Source organism: Rhizobium sp. 007, assembly GCF_015353075.1.
Classification (GTDB): domain Bacteria; phylum Pseudomonadota; class Alphaproteobacteria; order Rhizobiales; family Rhizobiaceae; genus Rhizobium.
Map to the genome: position 1 here is coordinate 134346 of NZ_CP064188.1, position 15711 is coordinate 150056.

Sequence of the window (15711 nt, forward strand, 5' to 3'; positions counted from 1 at the left end):
ATCAGCCGCAATGCCGGTATCGGCCGGCTCGCAGAAGGCCGGCGCCAAGGAATGGATCGCCGTTCTCGCAGGAATGATCGGCGCCTTCATGGCAATTCTCAACATCCAGATCACAAACGCCTCCCTGCTCGACATCGAAGGCGGCATCGGGACGGGCATCGACAACGGAGCTTGGATCTCGACCTCGTATCTGATTGGCGAGATCATCGTCATTCCACTGACGGCCTACTTCAGCAGCGTGTTCTCATTCCGGAGATATATTCTGGTGAACACGATCCTGTTCCCACTTTTCTCGATGGCGTGTGCCTTCACCCACGACCTTAATTCCATGATCGCGATGCGTGGCCTCCAAGGATTCGCCGGTGGCATCCTCATTCCCATGGCATTCACCATGGTCCTGACGAAACTGCCGAAGCCGCAGCAGCCGATCGGCCTTGCGATCTTCGCACTGTCGGTCACCTTTGCACCTGCGATCGGCCCGACGATCGGTGGCTACCTGACCGAGAACTACGGGTGGCAGATGATCTTCTTCATCAACACGATCCCCAGCGCGATTATGGCGCTCGCGCTCGCCGCGACCCTCGACAAGCAGCCCATGCGTCTCGGCCTTCTACGCGAAGGCGACTGGGCGGGCATCTTCACCATGGCGATCGGTCTGGCCGCACTGCAGACGGTGCTCGAAGAGGGCAACAAGGACGACTGGTTCTCGTCGCCGTTCATTCTGAAGCTCAGCGTCGTGGCGTTCGTATTCCTTGCAGCATTCATCTGGATCGAACTGACTGTCGAGAAGCCACTCGTGAAGCTGCGGCTGCTCAAGCAGCGGAACTTCGGCATCGGCGTTGCAGTCAACGTGCTCGTCGGCGTCGCTCTATTCGGCACAGTCTACATCCTTCCCCAATATCTTGGGCAGGTGCAGCGCTACAACGCGCAGGAAATCGGCAACGTCCTGGCATGGACAGGCCTGCCGCAACTGCTGCTCATTCCGCTGGTCCCGATCATGATGAAGCGTTTCGACGCCCGCTATATCGGCTTCCTTGGCATCAGCATATTTGCGATTAGCTGCTTCATGAACGTCATGCTGTCGCCGGACAATGGGGGCGATCAGTTCTGGATCCCGAACATCGTGCGAGCCATCGGTCAGGCACTCGTGCTGACGCCGATCACCGCGATCACGACGGGCAGCATCGCCCAGGCGGACGCTGCTGCGGCTTCAGGTCTGACGAACATGCTGAGAAACCTCGGCGGCGCCGTCGGGACGGCCACTCTGGGAACCGTCCTCACAAAACGCGAACAGTTCCATTCGAACATCATTGGCCAGTCCATCACGGCCAGCCGAGACGAGGTCAGGCAGCGCCTCGACCAGCTTACGGGCTACTTCCAGTCCCACGGTGTCTCGGACCACGCCAAGGCTACGGGCCAGGCGGTGGTCACTTTGGGCAGGATCGTGAAGCGCCAGGCCCTCATCATGGGCTTCAGCGACACGTTCGCGGTCATCGGCGTCGTCCTGGCGATCGCAGCGGTCGCGCTTCTGCTTACCAAGCGTACGAGTGGCGGCGGCGCCGGAGCGCACTGAGGCCGCCACCCACTATACCTCTGTATATTGTGATCGCGCGGGAGATCAGGGTGAAGCCTGCCTTGAAGAGCTGATGGTCGGCGGTGTCACGGTATCATGAAGCCGACATCTGAGCATGTCATTATAGCGGAAAAGGTTGATCGTGCCGAGGCTGGACTCGAGTTGACCCGTTCACCAGGTCGCCGTCCGCTTGACGAGCATGCGCTCATCGAAGGACGACGATGTTACAGGATCGATCGCCATCGCAGCCGGAAACACCCAGACGTAGACGATGTGCGCCAGGCCGGCGCTGACGCGACGCTAAGGCCGTGACTCCGCTGGTCGTGGTTGCTGAGTGGATGTTCCATAAATCGTTGTTATCCCATGCGATCGAAATAGCGGGGTTGCCGGTTCATATCATCAAGAGCAAGGCTAATCGCGCGACAGCTTGCCGCGCGGCCGTGTCGTTCAACAACTGCCGGCGATGCTGAGCCGTCCAAGTGGCGAGCACATCAACGAAACTACAGTCCAGATTGCTGGTGGGGCGCGCTGCTGTTGATTAACGTTTCAGGAACGATAGCCATTGCAACGCCATTAAGCGTTCCTGCTTTATCATATTCAAAATTATAGATGCCGGGGGTCGCATGGGTTGGTTCTTACGGTCGAAGCTATTCCTTTTGGGCCTGCTTCCCCTCATTATTTCAATGATCATCGGGTCGCTCGTCCTTGGAAGCCTGTATTGGTCAGCCGCCCGAATGGACGCGGCCGCCGGGAGACGGCAGCAGGATCTCGTTACTCTGATCGTCTCGAACATGCGGGCGGCGATCGCACACGACCAGGAAAGCGTCACGGTCTGGGACGACGCGGTCACAAAGACGGCCGAGCGTGATGCCGACTGGCTTGAGACGAACCTGGGCAGCTGGATGCATACCTATTTCCAGCATGATGCGGCGTTCGTCGTCGCTGCGGACGACACAGACATCTACAAATTCGTGGCTGCGGAAAGCCAAGCGGTGGCACCGGATGAGTTCCGTCAGGCTTATCTCCCACTCATCACACGATTGCGGGAACGGTTGCTGTCGGGCGACACCACCGGCGTTACCGATCGTGTTCTGTCGATCGGCGAGAGCGACCTGAAGATCGTGGACGGCAGGCCCGCCATTGTCAGCGTTAAGCCGATTGTCTCGGATACCGGAGAACTGGAACAGCAGCCGGGCCAGGAAAACCTGCATGTTGCGGTGCGTTTCCTCGACGGTACCTTCCCGAGTATCATCGGGAGCCAGTATCAATTCGAAGACATGCATTTCACCCGCCTGGTCGATGATCGCGACCATGCCGATGTTCCGCTGATCTCGTCAAAGGGCGAGACGATCGGCTACTTGTGCTGGACGCCCTTCCGGCCCGGCGCTACCGTCCGGAACGAGACCTTGCCCGCCCTTGGCGTCGGCCTCCTTTGTATCTTTGGCGCCACGAGCATACTGGGATCCTTGCTGTTCCGCCGGTCGGAGCGGCTTTCCGCTAGCCGCGCCGAACTGCAGCACCTTGCCCATCACGACGTACTCACTGGACTCGCCAACCGCGCCAGTTTCAACGAAGCTCTCGAAAATAAGATGAAAGCCGCTTTGCCTGAGGATGTTCATGGCGTGCTGTTCGTCGACCTCGACCGGTTCAAGGTGGTCAATGACACCTTTGGCCATCCCGCAGGAGATCGCCTAATAGCAATGGTTGCAAAGAGGCTGCGGGAGGTGCTGCCTGACGCAATCATCGGCCGCATTGGTGGCGATGAGTTCACTGCACTTCTGCGGAGGTTCACGGAGCAGGATCTCGTGAAAGCTGCCGAAGACGTGGTCCGCGCAATGGAGCAGCCATTCGACCTCGACGGCGCCATGGCAACGATTGGCGCGAGTGTCGGGGCGGCATCCACCGCTGGAAAGGCGGATCCAACGGAATTAATGCGCCAGGCCGATATTGCGCTCTATCACGCGAAGGCGGCCGGCCGGAACCGCTACGCGCTTTTCGGCGAGCACATGGATCAACTGTTGCGCGCGCGCCGCGAGCTTGAAAACGATCTTCGCCATGCCGTCGAGATGAAGACGCAGATCGAAACCCATTATCAGCCCGTCTATTCGGCAACGACTGGCGAGATGTGTTCTGTGGAGGCACTCGTGCGGTGGCGGCATCCCAAGAAAGGGCTGATCGGACCCGATATCTTCATCCCGATCGCGGAAGAAACAGGACTGATCACGGCGCTGGGAACCATTGTCCTGGATGACGCGTGTGCGACGATCTCTGCTTGGGATGATCTCCCAGTTTCCGTCAATGCGTCAGCGGCCGAGCTGAAATTGGACTCCTATCCGCTTCGTGTACTTTCCACCCTGGCGTGGCATAATATTCACCCGAACAGGCTTGAGATCGAGATCACCGAGAGCCTGCTGCTGGACGGTTCCGGTCAATGCGAAAGGACGATCGGGGCGCTCCGCAAGGCAGGTGTGCGCTTTGCCATCGATGATTTTGGGACCGGCTACTCCTCCTTCGGGCGCGTGCAGGACGTCAGCATCGATCGTATCAAGATCGATAAGGTGTTCGTCGACGAGTTGAGCCGCAGCGGCAACAAGGGAATCATCGCCGGCATGATCAGCATGGCGCGTGCGAAGGGGCTCGAAATCACTGCCGAGGGTGTTGAGACGGATGAGCAGCGGAAGACGCTCGGCGCCCTCGGCTGTGACCATCTCCAGGGATATCTGCTTTCAAGACCCCTGACACGCGGGCAACTGAGCTCGTTTCAGCGCAAGGCGGCGTCTGTGAAATCGTAGCTCGCTTACAATCGTCGTCGGGGCAGATTGTCAGTCTGGAACGTCGACGACTTCGCTAGTTGTAGCGTCATGACGCAGGAAAGCACGGCACGAATTGGCGCGGTTCCTCTTGCGATACGCGTGATCCAAGCGCTGCTCGGCAGCTGAGCAAGCTGCCGGCTTTGCTGTACAAGGGACGTTTCGTCGACGTGCGTGACGTTGGCAGGGAACTTGAAGTCACTTAGTGGTCGAAGGGACCGTTCGCCGGGGAGGGGACCGGCTGCGTATTTCGGTGCAACTTGTTGAAGCTGAGATGCGGACCCAGCTTTGGTCCGAGCGCTATGAGGGCGCGATCCAGGACATCTTCGAATTCCAGGACAGGATCGCGGCGCAGGTCGCGGGCGCAGTCCATCCAGCCATTCGCAGCGCGGAAATCGAGCTCGCGATGCGCAAGCCGCCCAGCAGTCTGCGCGCCTATGACGTCATGCGCGCATATTCCAGCCATCCTCGGCAGGACGCACCTTTTCCGTTGCGGAGGCGATCGAAAAACGTGGCAGAGGCGGGCTTGTCGTGTCCATCATTGTTCTCCAAGTGCCTTGAGCCGAGCACGTAATTCTGCATTCTCCGTTTCCAGTTGCGCCAAACGGTCACGCAATGGTGTTACGGCCTTCTCGATTTCGGGTTCGGTGTAGCGAGGCGTGATATGCTGAGGGCAATTCCAATCGAACGCCTCCAGCCTGAGCCGGAAAATCCGCTCCGCCTTTGCTCGGTAGCCGGCGTCGAAAACAAGGTCAGTCAGGGCCGGGTCGGCATCGAGTGTCAGCTTCTCTACGTGCATATAGATCTTGAGACGCGCTCTCCGGGGGTAATCCACCAGAAAAAGGCAGGCCCGGTCATTTGCGGCAAAGTTTCCGGTGCTGATGTACTGGCGGTTCCCCCTGTAGTCGGCGAAGGCAACGGTTTTCTTGTCAACGGTTTTCAAAAAGCCCCGTGGCCCACCGCGATGCTGCACATAAGGCCACCCGGTATCCGACACAGATGCAATGTAGAAGCTGTCCCGTGCAGCAATGAAGGCAAGCTCGCTCTCGGTGAAACTATCCGACTCGCGATGGTGATCTCCCAACCAGATCTGATCCGCACCCATCTCGGCCTGTGCCAGCCGCACATTCGGAGTGATTGCAACTTCCAAAAAGTGGTACGGCATGGGTGATCTCCAAAATCCGGAATGTTCGTCTCGTTGTTCAGAGGCGCGACCTTGGCTTGGCGGAACCTGGGTCGCACCGCCGGCGACAATGCATGATGGTCACTTCTCTGCGACGTTGCGATCAAGAAAATCGTTGATGAGCGGAGCAGCGACGTCCAGCTTTTCTTCGAGCAGGAAGTGACCCGAGCTCAGGATATGAATCTCGGCATCCGGAAGATCCTTGAGATAAGGATGAGCGCCGGCCTCAGGAAAGATATGATCGTTCTTGCCCCAGACGATCAGCGTGGGCGGTTTTCGCTCACGAAAGAAGCTTTGAAAGTCAGGGTAGAGCGGCACATTGGTGCGGTAGTCATACAACATATCGAGCTGTATGTCCTTGTTGCCCGGGCGGTCCAGGAGAGCCTGGTCATGAACCCAGTTGTCGGGGCTGATGCGCGACACGTCTTCCATGCCGTCGGGATACTGGAATTTGGTCGTTTCAAGGGTGACCAGACCGGAGAGCGCCTCACGGCTCTTCTCTGACCCATCGGACCAATAGGTCTTGATCGGATCCCAAAACTCCTTCAGCCCTTCCTCATAGGCGTTGCCGTTCTGGATGATCAGGCCGCTGACCCGTTCCGGATGTTTCAGCGCCAGACGATAGCCGACGGGCGCGCCGTAATCCATGACGTACATCGTGTAGCTTTTGACCGCCAGATGATCCAGCAACTTGTCGACGATATTGGCAATCCCGCCAAACGTATAGGCAAATTTGCTGCGATCGGGAGATGCACTTTGCCCGTAACCCGGATAGTCCGGCGCAATGACGTGGTACCGGTCTGCAAGGAGCGGGATCAGATTCCGAAACATGTGGGAGGACGTCGGAAAGCCATGGAGCAGCAGTACCACCGGAGCCTCGGCCGGACCGGCTTCCCGGTAGAAGATATCGAGGCCCTCGATTTTCGCGGTTCGGTAGTGGATGGGAACCGGAGCTTTGCGGTCTTCCGGTGTGGCTTGTGCGGGAACCGCGCTTACCGCTGTTGCGGCAGTCATGCTGGCGGTCGCCAGCATGAGGCATATGATCAAACTACGCATGATGGTCTCCCAATAATCGAGATAAAACGAAAGTTGGTTTCGAATGGGGCTGCTTTGCTCATTCAGGCCGTGCCAATTTGACGGAAACGGCTATCCGAAGTTGTTGCCCCGGGTCAGGAAACGGCGGTGAGGTCTAATTTCAATGCACGTAAATGTTCGGTTTGTACGTCAAGCTGGATCAGCCAACGTCATCGTTCATCGAGGGGCTTCGATATGTAGGAGTAAGCCGGTTGGTGATCGCTCTCAATTGCGATCTAGGTCACGTGCAACTAGACGATCGCATTGCCGACGTAGACCTTGGTATATCGATTTGTCCTTACGTAACTCACAGAAATCCCGTAACTATTTCCTTCGAACGATCGACTGTGCTTGGACATGTCCTGTCATAGAGGCGGGATTTTTTGGGCACTGTCGGTTCCCCGGAGCTTATCGATACGCATTGCTGTTGATTGAACGCGGTAGCCGGAGCGTCACAAATTCCGAGCGGAGAGTGTTGTGGATAGAGAGCCGGAAACCGATCCCATTATCGATCTGATCCCCGCCATGGTGTGGTCCGCAGCATCCGATGGCATGCTGGATTTCGCCAACCAGCACTTTCTCGAGTTTATCGGGGCGCCGCTTGAAGAAATATCCGGAGTGGGATTCTACAAGCTATTTCACCCCGACGACACGTCACATCTCGCTTCGGAATGGCATGACATCATGGCCTCGAAGAAGGCCAGAGAGGTCGTGGGCAGGCTCAGGCGAGCAGACGGCCAGTATCGATGGTGTACGCTTCGACAAAAGCCGCGGCTCGATGCCGCCGGAAATGTCGTGAGATGGTATGGTGTGGTCCTGGACATCGAAGACCGCAAACAGGCCGAAAACGCACTGAAAGAGACGAAGACTGCACTTGCGGCCAGCGAAGAGAACCTGAGCCTCATCATCAATTCGTTGCCTGTCCTCGTTTGGTCAGCGCGGCCGGATGGTAGCGCCGATTTCGTCAATAAAAGCTGGTTGGACTATGCTGGTCGTCCGGCCGACCAAATCCTCGAATGGGGCTTCCTCGACCTTTACCACCCAGACGATATTCCAGGTATGATCGACATCTGGAAGAGAGACCTCGAGCATTCCGACCAGACTGTTCTGAAGGGGCGTATTCGCGGAGCGGACGGCAACTACCGCTGGTTCTACTTCTCAGGCCGCAAGCTGATCGATGCCAACGGCGTTGTGCGTTGGTTCGGCTGCAATATCGACATAGAGGATCTGCAATCCGCGGAGAATGCTCTTCGAGAAAGCGCGGCTGCACTGAGGGAGAGTGAACACAAGCTCCATCTTATCATCAACACGATACCCGCGATGGCTTGGTCCTGCACTTCGGATGGCCGGCTTGAATACTTCAATCAAAACTTGATTGATTATGTCGGCTTACCTGTCGAAGAAATCGTGGGTTTCGGCTTTTATAGCATGTTTCATCCTGATGATGTCGAGCCGATGCGTGTGGCCTGGGACGATATCGTGGCCTCGAAAAAAAGTCGTCCGGTAGACGCCCGCATTAGACGCGCAGACGGCGAATATCGTTGGTTCAACCTTCGACAAAGCCCCCTTCTGGATTCGGATGGAAATGTCGTGAGATGGTACGGTGTCGTCGTTGATATCGAGGATCGGAAACGAGCGGAAGAGTCTTTGCGACAAAGCCAGAGTGATCTGGCGCATGTGACGCGAATGACGGCCACGGGTGAACTTGCGGTTTCGATCGCCCATGAGGTTAACCAGCCGCTGATGGCAATCGTCACAAATGCCGGCACATGCCTGCGCTGGCTGCAACCGGGACATACCGATATCGATCAGGCGCGGCTCGCGGCCGAGAGGATCGTCAAGGATGGTCATCGCGCCGGCGACATCATCGCGAGTATCAGAGCAATGACTCAGAAGTCACCAGCCCGGATGGAGCAAACTGACTTAAAGGGCGCCCTGCGTGATGTACTGGATCTTTTGAGGGGGGAACTCCGCCACCGAGATATCGAACTCGATCTCGATCTTCCGAAATGGCCTCTGGAGGTCATTGGGGATCGCACCCAGCTGCAACAGGTTGTTCTGAACTTGGTCATGAATAGCGCCGAAGCGATGGGCGCTTCTTCGAGCGAAAGACGTATCGGCATCAGATGCACTAAGGACGAGGAGCAATTCGTGAGAGTGAGTGTCTCGGACTCGGGGCGCGGTGTTCCGCCCGACGAATTGGACCGAGTTTTCGAAGCGTTCTACAGCACAAAGGCCGACGGTATCGGGATGGGACTTTCGATATGTCGCTCAATCGTCGAAGCCCATGGCGGCAGGATTTGGGTTTCGCTGGCAGACAGCCAAGCTGGCACGGTGTTCACGTTTACATTGCCAATGGCGGAGGTCGCAGCCGACTATGATCGATGATCGCAAAAGAGGTCCGCCGACCGTCATCATTATAGATGACGACGAAAGCGTCCGCGAAGCTTTGAGAGGACTGTTCGAATCCGTAGGGCTTGCCACTGAAACCCATGGCTCGGTGCCGGAGTTCCTTGCTGCCGATGATCCCGACCGTGCAGGTTGTATTGTTCTGGATATTCGGCTGCCAGGCCAGAGTGGACTGGAGTTTCAGGAGGCTCTGGCGAAAAGCCGGTATCCAAGGTCGGTTGTGTTGATAAGCGCTCATGTCGATGTCGCTATGGCTGTTCGCGCAATGAAAGCCGGGGCTATTGATGTCCTTACCAAGCCCGTGCGCGAACAGGACTTGCTTGAAGCGGTAAACCGTGCTTTGGCAAGTGATAATGCTCGACGCGAAGAGGCTAATCAAACTGCTGCATTGCGCCAAAGGTATTCCAAACTTACCGAGCGTGAGCGGCAGATCATGGCATTTGTTGTCGCCGGGAAGCTGAACAAGCAGATTGCGGCTGAGGTTCAGCTCGCGGAGGCCACCGTGAAGCTTCACCGCGACCACATGATGCGGAAAATGCACGCATTATCAGTCGCTGACTTGGTGAGAATTGCTAGTATTTTGGGTGATTGAGAGCAGCCGTCGGGTCGGATCCCTTCAACTGCAATGAGGGAGCTCAGACGCGGGAAAATCGCCTTTGCGAGCCGGCTCCACCTGAAGCGCTCAAGCCATCGGACCAGTGGGCAACCTCTATCGCGCGCCTATCGGACTGACGGCCAGTCTCCGAATTTCCGGAAAAATGCGCGCGAGAATGCCGCCGCACTGCCAAATCCGACCTGACGCGCCACTGCCTTCACCTTCGCCCCTCGTGAAAGCTTGCGTCGAGCAAGAATCAAATTCCATCCGGTCAAATAAGCCTGCGGCGTCGTGCCGACCACGTCGCGAAACAGGGCCATGAAATGGCTTCGTGACATCCCCGCCGTCGTAGCAAGGTCATCCAGGCTCGCGTTGGCGCATCATGCATTGCCACCAACGCCCGGTGTAACGAGGGATGGGACAGACCCCCGCCAGCAAACCCCGTCCGGTCGCCCCGTGGTCAATCGCCGACCTCAGGATAAGCAACACGATGACTTCGCAAAGCCGGTTAAGGGCGGCGCTGCGTCCGCAGCGCGATTCGGCCGAATCTGATCCTGCAACTCGCAGAAATGCGAGTCCGGAAGCGGCCAATATCGTGACATCGAGAAGGGAAATCAGCACGTGAGGCCGGAAGATCAAAGCGATCCGCGCGAACCGGGATGGGGAATGTGCCTGCTGATAGCGCTGGCTATGCTTGGCGCGATTGCCGGCGTCATCGGAAGTTTGGCGGCGCTATCCGACCTCATCTAAGCCGATTATGATCGGTACGCTGCCGCACCGGAACCTTTGCAATGCTTTCATTGTTCTAGCCGTTGGGATCGCGTGGTGTGGTTTGCTGTTTTGCTCCTTCCTTTGCCCTTGGAACGCCGCGCGATCCTCCTTCCACAGCCTGCGCCGCCCTCTGCGGGGTTCTTTTCGCAACGGCGTGCTCAACCAGAGCCTTGCAGCGCTCCTCCGACTTGATATCGCCGGGGACGACGACAGCCTTGCGGCCGGTTTCCTCGACCCATTTTGCCGTGTCCTTGGCATCCTCGTCTTCGTTCAAATGAGAATGTCCGCGCGCGAACGCGATCGCCACGGCCTTCCCGATACCGGAATCCGAGCCGGTAATCAGAGCAACCTTGCCTTCCAGCTTCCTCTGCCCTTGTAGGAGTGTTCCCCGTGATCCGGAACCGGCTGCATCGCGGCGGTCTTCCCCGGTGGTTCCTGATGCTGCTCGGGGTAGGGTGGCGTGGGACGGCGCGCGTCGTTGGGCATCGTCCACGACGACTTTGTGACGGCATTGGAACGGCTCATCCACTGAGTTCGCTGCCGGCTTGAACGCGGCCATCCGCAGGATCCGCCTTACAAAAACGATCGCAGGCGAGAGGTTCCACGAACCATATCACCGGAGCGGAACAAATCTTCCAATCGATGGTTCCTGAGATGCGGCAGCCGCCGTCAACCATGCATGGGAGGCTTCAATGTCAAACGAGTTTTCAGAAGGCGGGGCAGCGCCCTTACGCCAACCGCCGTCACACGACGGCGGCTCGAATCCGCCGACGACAAACCAGGCACAGTTGGGGGACCTCAAGGAGAAGGTCGCCGAAGATCTCAGCGCTGCACGCGACACCATCAAGGAAGGTGCCGAGACCGCGGTCGTCAAGGTGAAGGAAGCCGTCTCCGAGCAGACAAATTTTGCTGCCCGTCAGGTCGGCGGCATCGCAAGCGCTCTCGAAAAGGTCGGCTCGGAACTCGAGAGTTCCAACCAGCCCGAGGTCGGTCGATATACCAGGCAGATCGGGAATAGCGTGCAAAGTTTCGCAAAGCAGATGGAGGGACGCGACCTCGGCGAAGTAGCAACAATGGCCGAGGACTTCGGACGCAAGCAGCCACTGGCGTTCCTTGGCATCGCGGCATTGGCAGGGCTGGCGGCCAGCCGCTTTCTAACCGCCTCGGCAAATCGATCCACGAGTGCGAGCTCCCGCCGCGCGCCTCAGGCGACCCAAGAGTCCTCCTTGAAGAGCGGAGGGCCGGCAAATGGCTAACTCATCCGAAAACACTCCGCTCTCCGAACTGGTGGGCGGACTCGTCGCCGATGTGACAGGGCTTCTGCGCAAAGAAATCGACCTTGCGAAGACCGAGGCGTCCGAAAAACTCACACAGGCACTGAGCGGCATCGAGGTTCTAATTGTTGGTGTAGTGCTCGCCATCGGCGCCGTCGGCGTGCTTCTGAGCGCGCTCGTCGGTGGCCTTGCATCCTTTTTGGTCGGCCAAGGCATGACGCAACCGAACGCCAGCGCGCTTGCCGCGCTCATCGTCGGCCTCATCATTGCAGTGATCGCCTGGGCGATGGTGTCGCGAGGATTGAGCGCACTGCGCGGAAGCAACTTGAAGCTTGATCGCACGACGGCATCGCTGCGCCGCGACGTCGATGCCGTGAAGGAGAAGATCTGATGGCCAACTCGATTGAAAAGACTTCCTCCGACCTCCAGCGAGAGATCGACGCCGATCGCCAGCGCATTGGAGATCGCATAGACGTCATCCAGGAACGCATGTCGCCGGGACAGCTCATCGACGAAGTCCTGGCTTACGCGAGGAGTAGCGGTGGGGGCGAGTACGTCAGAAATCTCGGCCAGGCTTTGAAGGACAATCCAGTGCCGGTCGCCTTGATGGGCGTCAGCCTGGCTTGGCTCATGGCAAAGCAGCAAGCTCCGTCTTCGTCTGCCACCGCATCAGGCGCCGATTTGGATAATGAATACCCCCTTTATCAGGTCGAGGGAGCTGTGCGGCGCCTCGGCCCGCCGGAGAGCGAAAACGGTGTCCGCTACAGCCATTTCGCCGACGCTTCAGGCAAACGGCTGAAGGCCCTGACCGACGATGCCGGACGCCGCGCCGGGCATTTCATCGACGACGCGGGAAAGACGTACCGCGGCTTTGCGGATGCCACCGGCAGGCAGGTCGAGCAGATCGCCGACGAGACGGGGGCGATGTTTGACGCTGCGTCGGGATGGGCTTCAAAAACATGGGCTCAAGTCAAAGACACCGCGAGCAATATCGGAACGCGCGCGTCGGATGCCGCGAGCTCGATCTCGGAGCGCTCCGCTTCGGCAGGAACAAGCATGCAAGAGCAGGCGAGCAGATTGAACGACGCCATTCTAATCCACTTCCGCGACCAACCGCTTGTCGGCGGCGCTCTCGCATTTGCAGTGGGCGCGGCGATCGGTGCGGCGTTGCCGCATACCGAGGCCGAAGACGAGTATCTCGGCGAAGCCGCCGACGCGGCAAAAGACACGGTTGCGGCCCAGGCGTCTTCGATGATGGATCAAGGAACGGAGATCGCGTCCGACGTCTATGGCAGGGCTGTTTCCGCCGCGTCCGACGTTCACGATGCCGCCAAGGCTCGGGTGGTCGAGGAGGCCGACGCGTTCAAATCAGGGGTGAGTAAGGGGGAACCGCAATCCCAGTAAGAAGCGTTGCAAACCGCCATCACACCCCGCTGAAACGGAATTGCCCATGCTCAGTCGTCCGCACATCAAGCTGTCGAGCGTCGCCACCCTCCTTGTCGCGGTGGGCGGCGTACTGGTCGCACTGAAGGGCACGCATGGAGACACGCCAGACGGATCAGTGGAGACTGAGCTCGAGGCTGGGCGAGGAAGGGGCGCAAGCGTCCCCGAGGCGATACCTGTGAAGGGCCTGCGCGATGTCTTTTGGCGGGTGGTTCACGAAGTCATCGATGATCGTGTGACACTCATAGCAGCCGGAGTGACGTTCTACCTCTTGTTGGGTCTGTTCCCCTCGCTGTCGGCACTCGTCGCGCTTTACGGGCTGATTGCAGATCCGGCCACCATGGCTGACCATCTCCGGGAACTGTCAGGACTGCTTCCGCCGGGCGCGTTCGATCTCATCGCCGATCGCATCAAGAGCCTCGCCGAAAGCCGCGATTCGACGCTGGGCATCACTTTCTTCGTTGGCCTTGCCATCGCCCTGTGGAGCACGCATAGCGGGACGCTGGCGATCTTCGATGCGATGAACGTGGCCTATGAAGAAAAGGAAAAGCGGGGACTGGTCAAGCTTAACCTCGTAGGGCTGTGCTTCACTTTCGGCGCGATGCTCTCTGCCGCCACAATAATAGGACTGGTCGCTGTCATGCCTGTGGTGCTTTCCTATCTTTGGCTCGACCTATTCAAGGAGCACATGGCCCTGCTTCTGAGGTGGCCGTTGTTGCTTTTGATCGCAGCCGCAGCGACCACCGCCGTATACCGCTTCGGTCCGAGCCGCGAGCCCGCCAAGCTCCGATGGATGACGTGGGGTGCCTTTCTCGTGACCTTTTCATGGTTTGCGATGTCGGTCGGATTTTCGTTCTATCTCAACCACTTTGCCAACTACGACGCGACCTACGGCACCCTCGGTGCGCTGATCGGTTTCCTGGTCTGGATTTGGCTGTCGATCGTCATCCTGATCGTGGGAGGCGAGCTGAATGCCGAGCTGGAACACCAGACGGCGAAGGACACTACCACGGGGGCACCATTGCCGATGGGATCACGCGGAGCCTATGTGGCGGACACTCTCGGCGAGACCGCAGACCGGCTGCGCTGACCAGCAGGGACGCCGCCTTGCAGCGATACTAATGGCTCCGATCGCTGCTTCCTTGGGAAAATGACTGTTAACCGCCTCGGCAGGCTTGGCATCATGGAAGACGCTCTTGACGAATCCACTACCCTCGGAACGCTTTCGACGCGGTATCGACTTGACCCGGAAAGGGCCTCATTGGTCCGGAGCGATCGGGGTAATGCGATCTCCTGCGACCAACCTTAAAGGTTTGACTTTCCAAGGAAGAAACGGACCATCTCGCTCGTGGCATTAGGCCCATACGGGTCGGTGTATGAACCGCCTTCATGGCCGCCTGACCAAGCGTGACCAGCACCCTCTACCAGCCAGTACTCCAGCATTGGCGGCTCCTCCGCATCTGTGACAATTGTTCTCTTATAGGTCCGTCCGCCAGCGGAACGGCCGGTTTTCGTTCGGGTGAAGCTGTCGGCGCCTGGCGGACTGGCCGCCGCAACGATCCGTTCGCCGTTGGATGGATGGACGGTCAGGTCTGCGGCGCCCTGGAAGACGATCGTGCGGACAGGGTACGCCACGTTAGCGCGCCGTTTCGAGGGTGATAGCAAACTTGCGTCCCCGCGCATGACGGAAAATGCGGACATAACGTCGTTGGCCGAACCATAGGCTAGCCCGGAATGGATACCCACGGCTGCGAAGAGATCGGGATAAGTCTCGCCCATGACGGCCGCCATTGCGCCGCCGGCCGACAACCCTGCAACGAAAACCCGGCTGCGATCGAGGTGAAACTCGGACATCAGCTCCATGGTGATCCCCGCAATGATTAAAGGTTCTCCAGCACCGCGCATCTGGTCCGCTGGCCTGAACCAATTCCAGCAGGACGAGGCGTTGTCCGCCCCGGTCTGGCCAGGATAGGCGATTATCAGGCCGTGCGTCTCGGCGACGGCATTCATGCCTGTTCCTGAAGCGAAGTCGTCGGGGTTTTGCTTACAACCGTGAAGCATAACAACCAGGCCGCGCGGTCGATCGGAAACGGACGCGGGAACATAGAGCTTGTAGCTTCGCGAGCCCGCCGCGCAGGTGAAGGATCGCGCCGTGAACCGCGCCCCGTCTGGAACCGTGGGCGAGGGGCCATGTTTCGGCACGCCGGAGAAGCTCCTGCCAGGCATCGATTCAAACGCACTGGCAGCCAGTCGTCCCTCCCGCAAGATCCGTAGTATCTCCTCGAGCGGTCTTCGTAACCTTTGCGACGGCGCGACACCGCTAATCCTGTCAGTGGTTTCATCGGCCTGCTTTGTTTCCGCCTCGATAGTCTCAGCGTCAGGATCGACTGGAAAGGGTTTCGGACGACGCACTGGTGGAGGTGGCGTGATGTCCGGATTTGAGCTGCCGGCGCCGGAGGCCGGATGACCAGAAAGTGCATCCTGGATCACGCGGGTCGCCTCGGCGAGGTTCAAGGCGCGTGTGGACGATGTGGCGCGGCGCATGGTGGTGAAGAAATCGTCGTTCATGGACCTATCCT

Annotated in this window: 11 protein-coding genes and 4 pseudogenes; 9 read left to right on the forward strand and 6 right to left on the reverse strand. The window is 58.6% G+C overall.

What is annotated here, in order from left to right; translation table 11 throughout:
* Window positions 1–10: 10 nt before the first annotated feature.
* The 3 genes and pseudogenes from ISN39_RS21620 to ISN39_RS21630 form a co-directional block, all read left to right on the forward strand.
* Complete coding sequence (locus ISN39_RS21620) at window positions 11–1573, forward strand: DHA2 family efflux MFS transporter permease subunit (protein WP_194731865.1); 1563 nt, start codon at window positions 11–13, stop codon at window positions 1571–1573.
* 734 nt (window positions 1574–2307) lie between these two features.
* Complete coding sequence (locus ISN39_RS21625) at window positions 2308–4365, forward strand: EAL domain-containing protein (protein ID WP_348651976.1); 2058 nt, start codon at window positions 2308–2310, stop codon at window positions 4363–4365.
* A gap of 167 nt (window positions 4366–4532) precedes the next feature.
* Window positions 4533–4840 (forward strand): annotated as a pseudogene (locus tag ISN39_RS21630) (hypothetical protein); the annotation flags it as partial.
* On the opposite strand, the pseudogene ISN39_RS36540 reads toward ISN39_RS21630, so the two are convergent.
* The 3 genes and pseudogenes from ISN39_RS36540 to ISN39_RS21640 form a co-directional block, all read right to left on the reverse strand.
* Window positions 4833–4922: pseudogene (locus ISN39_RS36540) on the reverse strand (DUF1348 domain-containing protein); the annotation flags it as partial. The pseudogenes ISN39_RS21630 and ISN39_RS36540 sit on opposite strands and share 8 nt — an antisense overlap.
* A complete protein-coding gene (locus tag ISN39_RS21635; RefSeq protein WP_194730376.1) occupies window positions 4922–5548 on the reverse strand; it encodes a pyridoxamine 5'-phosphate oxidase family protein in 627 nt (208 codons plus the stop codon). The pseudogene ISN39_RS36540 and the gene ISN39_RS21635, both read right to left, overlap by 1 nt.
* 99 nt (window positions 5549–5647) lie before the next feature.
* Complete coding sequence (locus ISN39_RS21640) at window positions 5648–6622, reverse strand: alpha/beta hydrolase (RefSeq protein ID WP_194730377.1); 975 nt, start codon at window positions 6620–6622, stop codon at window positions 5648–5650.
* A 495-nt stretch (window positions 6623–7117) separates the two neighbouring features.
* On the opposite strand from ISN39_RS21640, the gene ISN39_RS21645 reads away from it, so the two are divergent.
* Together ISN39_RS21645 and ISN39_RS21650 are read left to right on the forward strand one after the other, a co-directional pair.
* On the forward strand, window positions 7118–9028 hold the full coding sequence (locus ISN39_RS21645; protein ID WP_194730378.1) for a PAS domain-containing sensor histidine kinase: 1911 nt from the start codon (window positions 7118–7120) through the stop codon (window positions 9026–9028).
* Window positions 9018–9641, forward strand: coding sequence for a response regulator (locus ISN39_RS21650; protein WP_194730379.1), 624 nt, complete (start codon window positions 9018–9020; stop codon window positions 9639–9641). The genes ISN39_RS21645 and ISN39_RS21650 overlap by 11 nt, the downstream gene beginning before the upstream one ends.
* Before the next feature lie 128 nt (window positions 9642–9769).
* On the opposite strand, the pseudogene ISN39_RS21655 reads toward ISN39_RS21650, so the two are convergent.
* Window positions 9770–10196: pseudogene (locus ISN39_RS21655) on the reverse strand (helix-turn-helix transcriptional regulator); the annotation flags it as partial.
* A 376-nt stretch (window positions 10197–10572) separates the two neighbouring features.
* Window positions 10573–10901, reverse strand: a pseudogene (locus ISN39_RS21660) (SDR family NAD(P)-dependent oxidoreductase); the annotation flags it as partial.
* A gap of 206 nt (window positions 10902–11107) precedes the next feature.
* Between ISN39_RS21660 and ISN39_RS21665 the strand changes: the two are divergent.
* Genes ISN39_RS21665 through ISN39_RS21680 form a run of 4 tightly spaced genes read left to right on the forward strand, consistent with a single transcriptional unit; the run spans window position 11108 to window position 14222 of the window.
* Complete coding sequence (locus ISN39_RS21665) at window positions 11108–11671, forward strand: nutrient deprivation-induced protein (RefSeq protein WP_246763375.1); 564 nt, start codon at window positions 11108–11110, stop codon at window positions 11669–11671.
* Window positions 11664–12080 carry a phage holin family protein gene (locus ISN39_RS21670; RefSeq protein ID WP_022714470.1) on the forward strand — a complete coding sequence of 139 codons (417 nt, stop codon included), beginning with the start codon at window positions 11664–11666 and terminating at the stop codon, window positions 12078–12080. Before ISN39_RS21665 ends, ISN39_RS21670 begins: the two co-directional genes overlap by 8 nt.
* Entirely contained in the window at window positions 12080–13093 is a 1014-nt protein-coding gene (locus ISN39_RS21675; protein WP_194730380.1) for a DUF3618 domain-containing protein, read from the forward strand. Before ISN39_RS21670 ends, ISN39_RS21675 begins: the two co-directional genes overlap by 1 nt.
* A gap of 46 nt (window positions 13094–13139) precedes the next feature.
* Window positions 13140–14222, forward strand: coding sequence for a YihY/virulence factor BrkB family protein (locus tag ISN39_RS21680; RefSeq protein WP_194730381.1), 1083 nt, complete (start codon window positions 13140–13142; stop codon window positions 14220–14222).
* A 215-nt stretch (window positions 14223–14437) separates the two neighbouring features.
* Here the strand turns inward: ISN39_RS21680 and ISN39_RS21685 are convergent, their stop codons facing one another.
* Window positions 14438–15700: a PHB depolymerase family esterase gene (locus tag ISN39_RS21685; protein WP_194730382.1), complete on the reverse strand. Its 1263-nt coding sequence runs from the start codon at window positions 15698–15700 to the stop codon at window positions 14438–14440.
* Window positions 15701–15711 lie beyond the last annotated feature (11 nt).

What these genes read in the sequence shown, in the direction of transcription:
- ISN39_RS21620 (WP_194731865.1), top strand. Translation starts at nt 11, where the DNA reads ATGCCGGTATCGGCCGGCTCGCAGAAGGCCGGCGCCAAGGAATGGATC.
- ISN39_RS21625 (WP_348651976.1), top strand. Translation starts at nt 2,308, where the DNA reads ATGGACGCGGCCGCCGGGAGACGGCAGCAGGATCTCGTTACTCTGATC.
- ISN39_RS21635 (WP_194730376.1), bottom strand. Translation starts at nt 5,548, where the DNA reads ATGCCGTACCACTTTTTGGAAGTTGCAATCACTCCGAATGTGCGGCTG.
- ISN39_RS21640 (WP_194730377.1), bottom strand. Translation starts at nt 6,622, where the DNA reads ATGCGTAGTTTGATCATATGCCTCATGCTGGCGACCGCCAGCATGACT.
- ISN39_RS21650 (WP_194730379.1), top strand. Translation starts at nt 9,018, where the DNA reads ATGATCGATGATCGCAAAAGAGGTCCGCCGACCGTCATCATTATAGAT.
- ISN39_RS21665 (WP_246763375.1), top strand. Translation starts at nt 11,108, where the DNA reads ATGTCAAACGAGTTTTCAGAAGGCGGGGCAGCGCCCTTACGCCAACCG.
- ISN39_RS21670 (WP_022714470.1), top strand. Translation starts at nt 11,664, where the DNA reads ATGGCTAACTCATCCGAAAACACTCCGCTCTCCGAACTGGTGGGCGGA.
- ISN39_RS21675 (WP_194730380.1), top strand. Translation starts at nt 12,080, where the DNA reads ATGGCCAACTCGATTGAAAAGACTTCCTCCGACCTCCAGCGAGAGATC.
- ISN39_RS21680 (WP_194730381.1), top strand. Translation starts at nt 13,140, where the DNA reads ATGCTCAGTCGTCCGCACATCAAGCTGTCGAGCGTCGCCACCCTCCTT.
- ISN39_RS21685 (WP_194730382.1), bottom strand. Translation starts at nt 15,700, where the DNA reads ATGAACGACGATTTCTTCACCACCATGCGCCGCGCCACATCGTCCACA.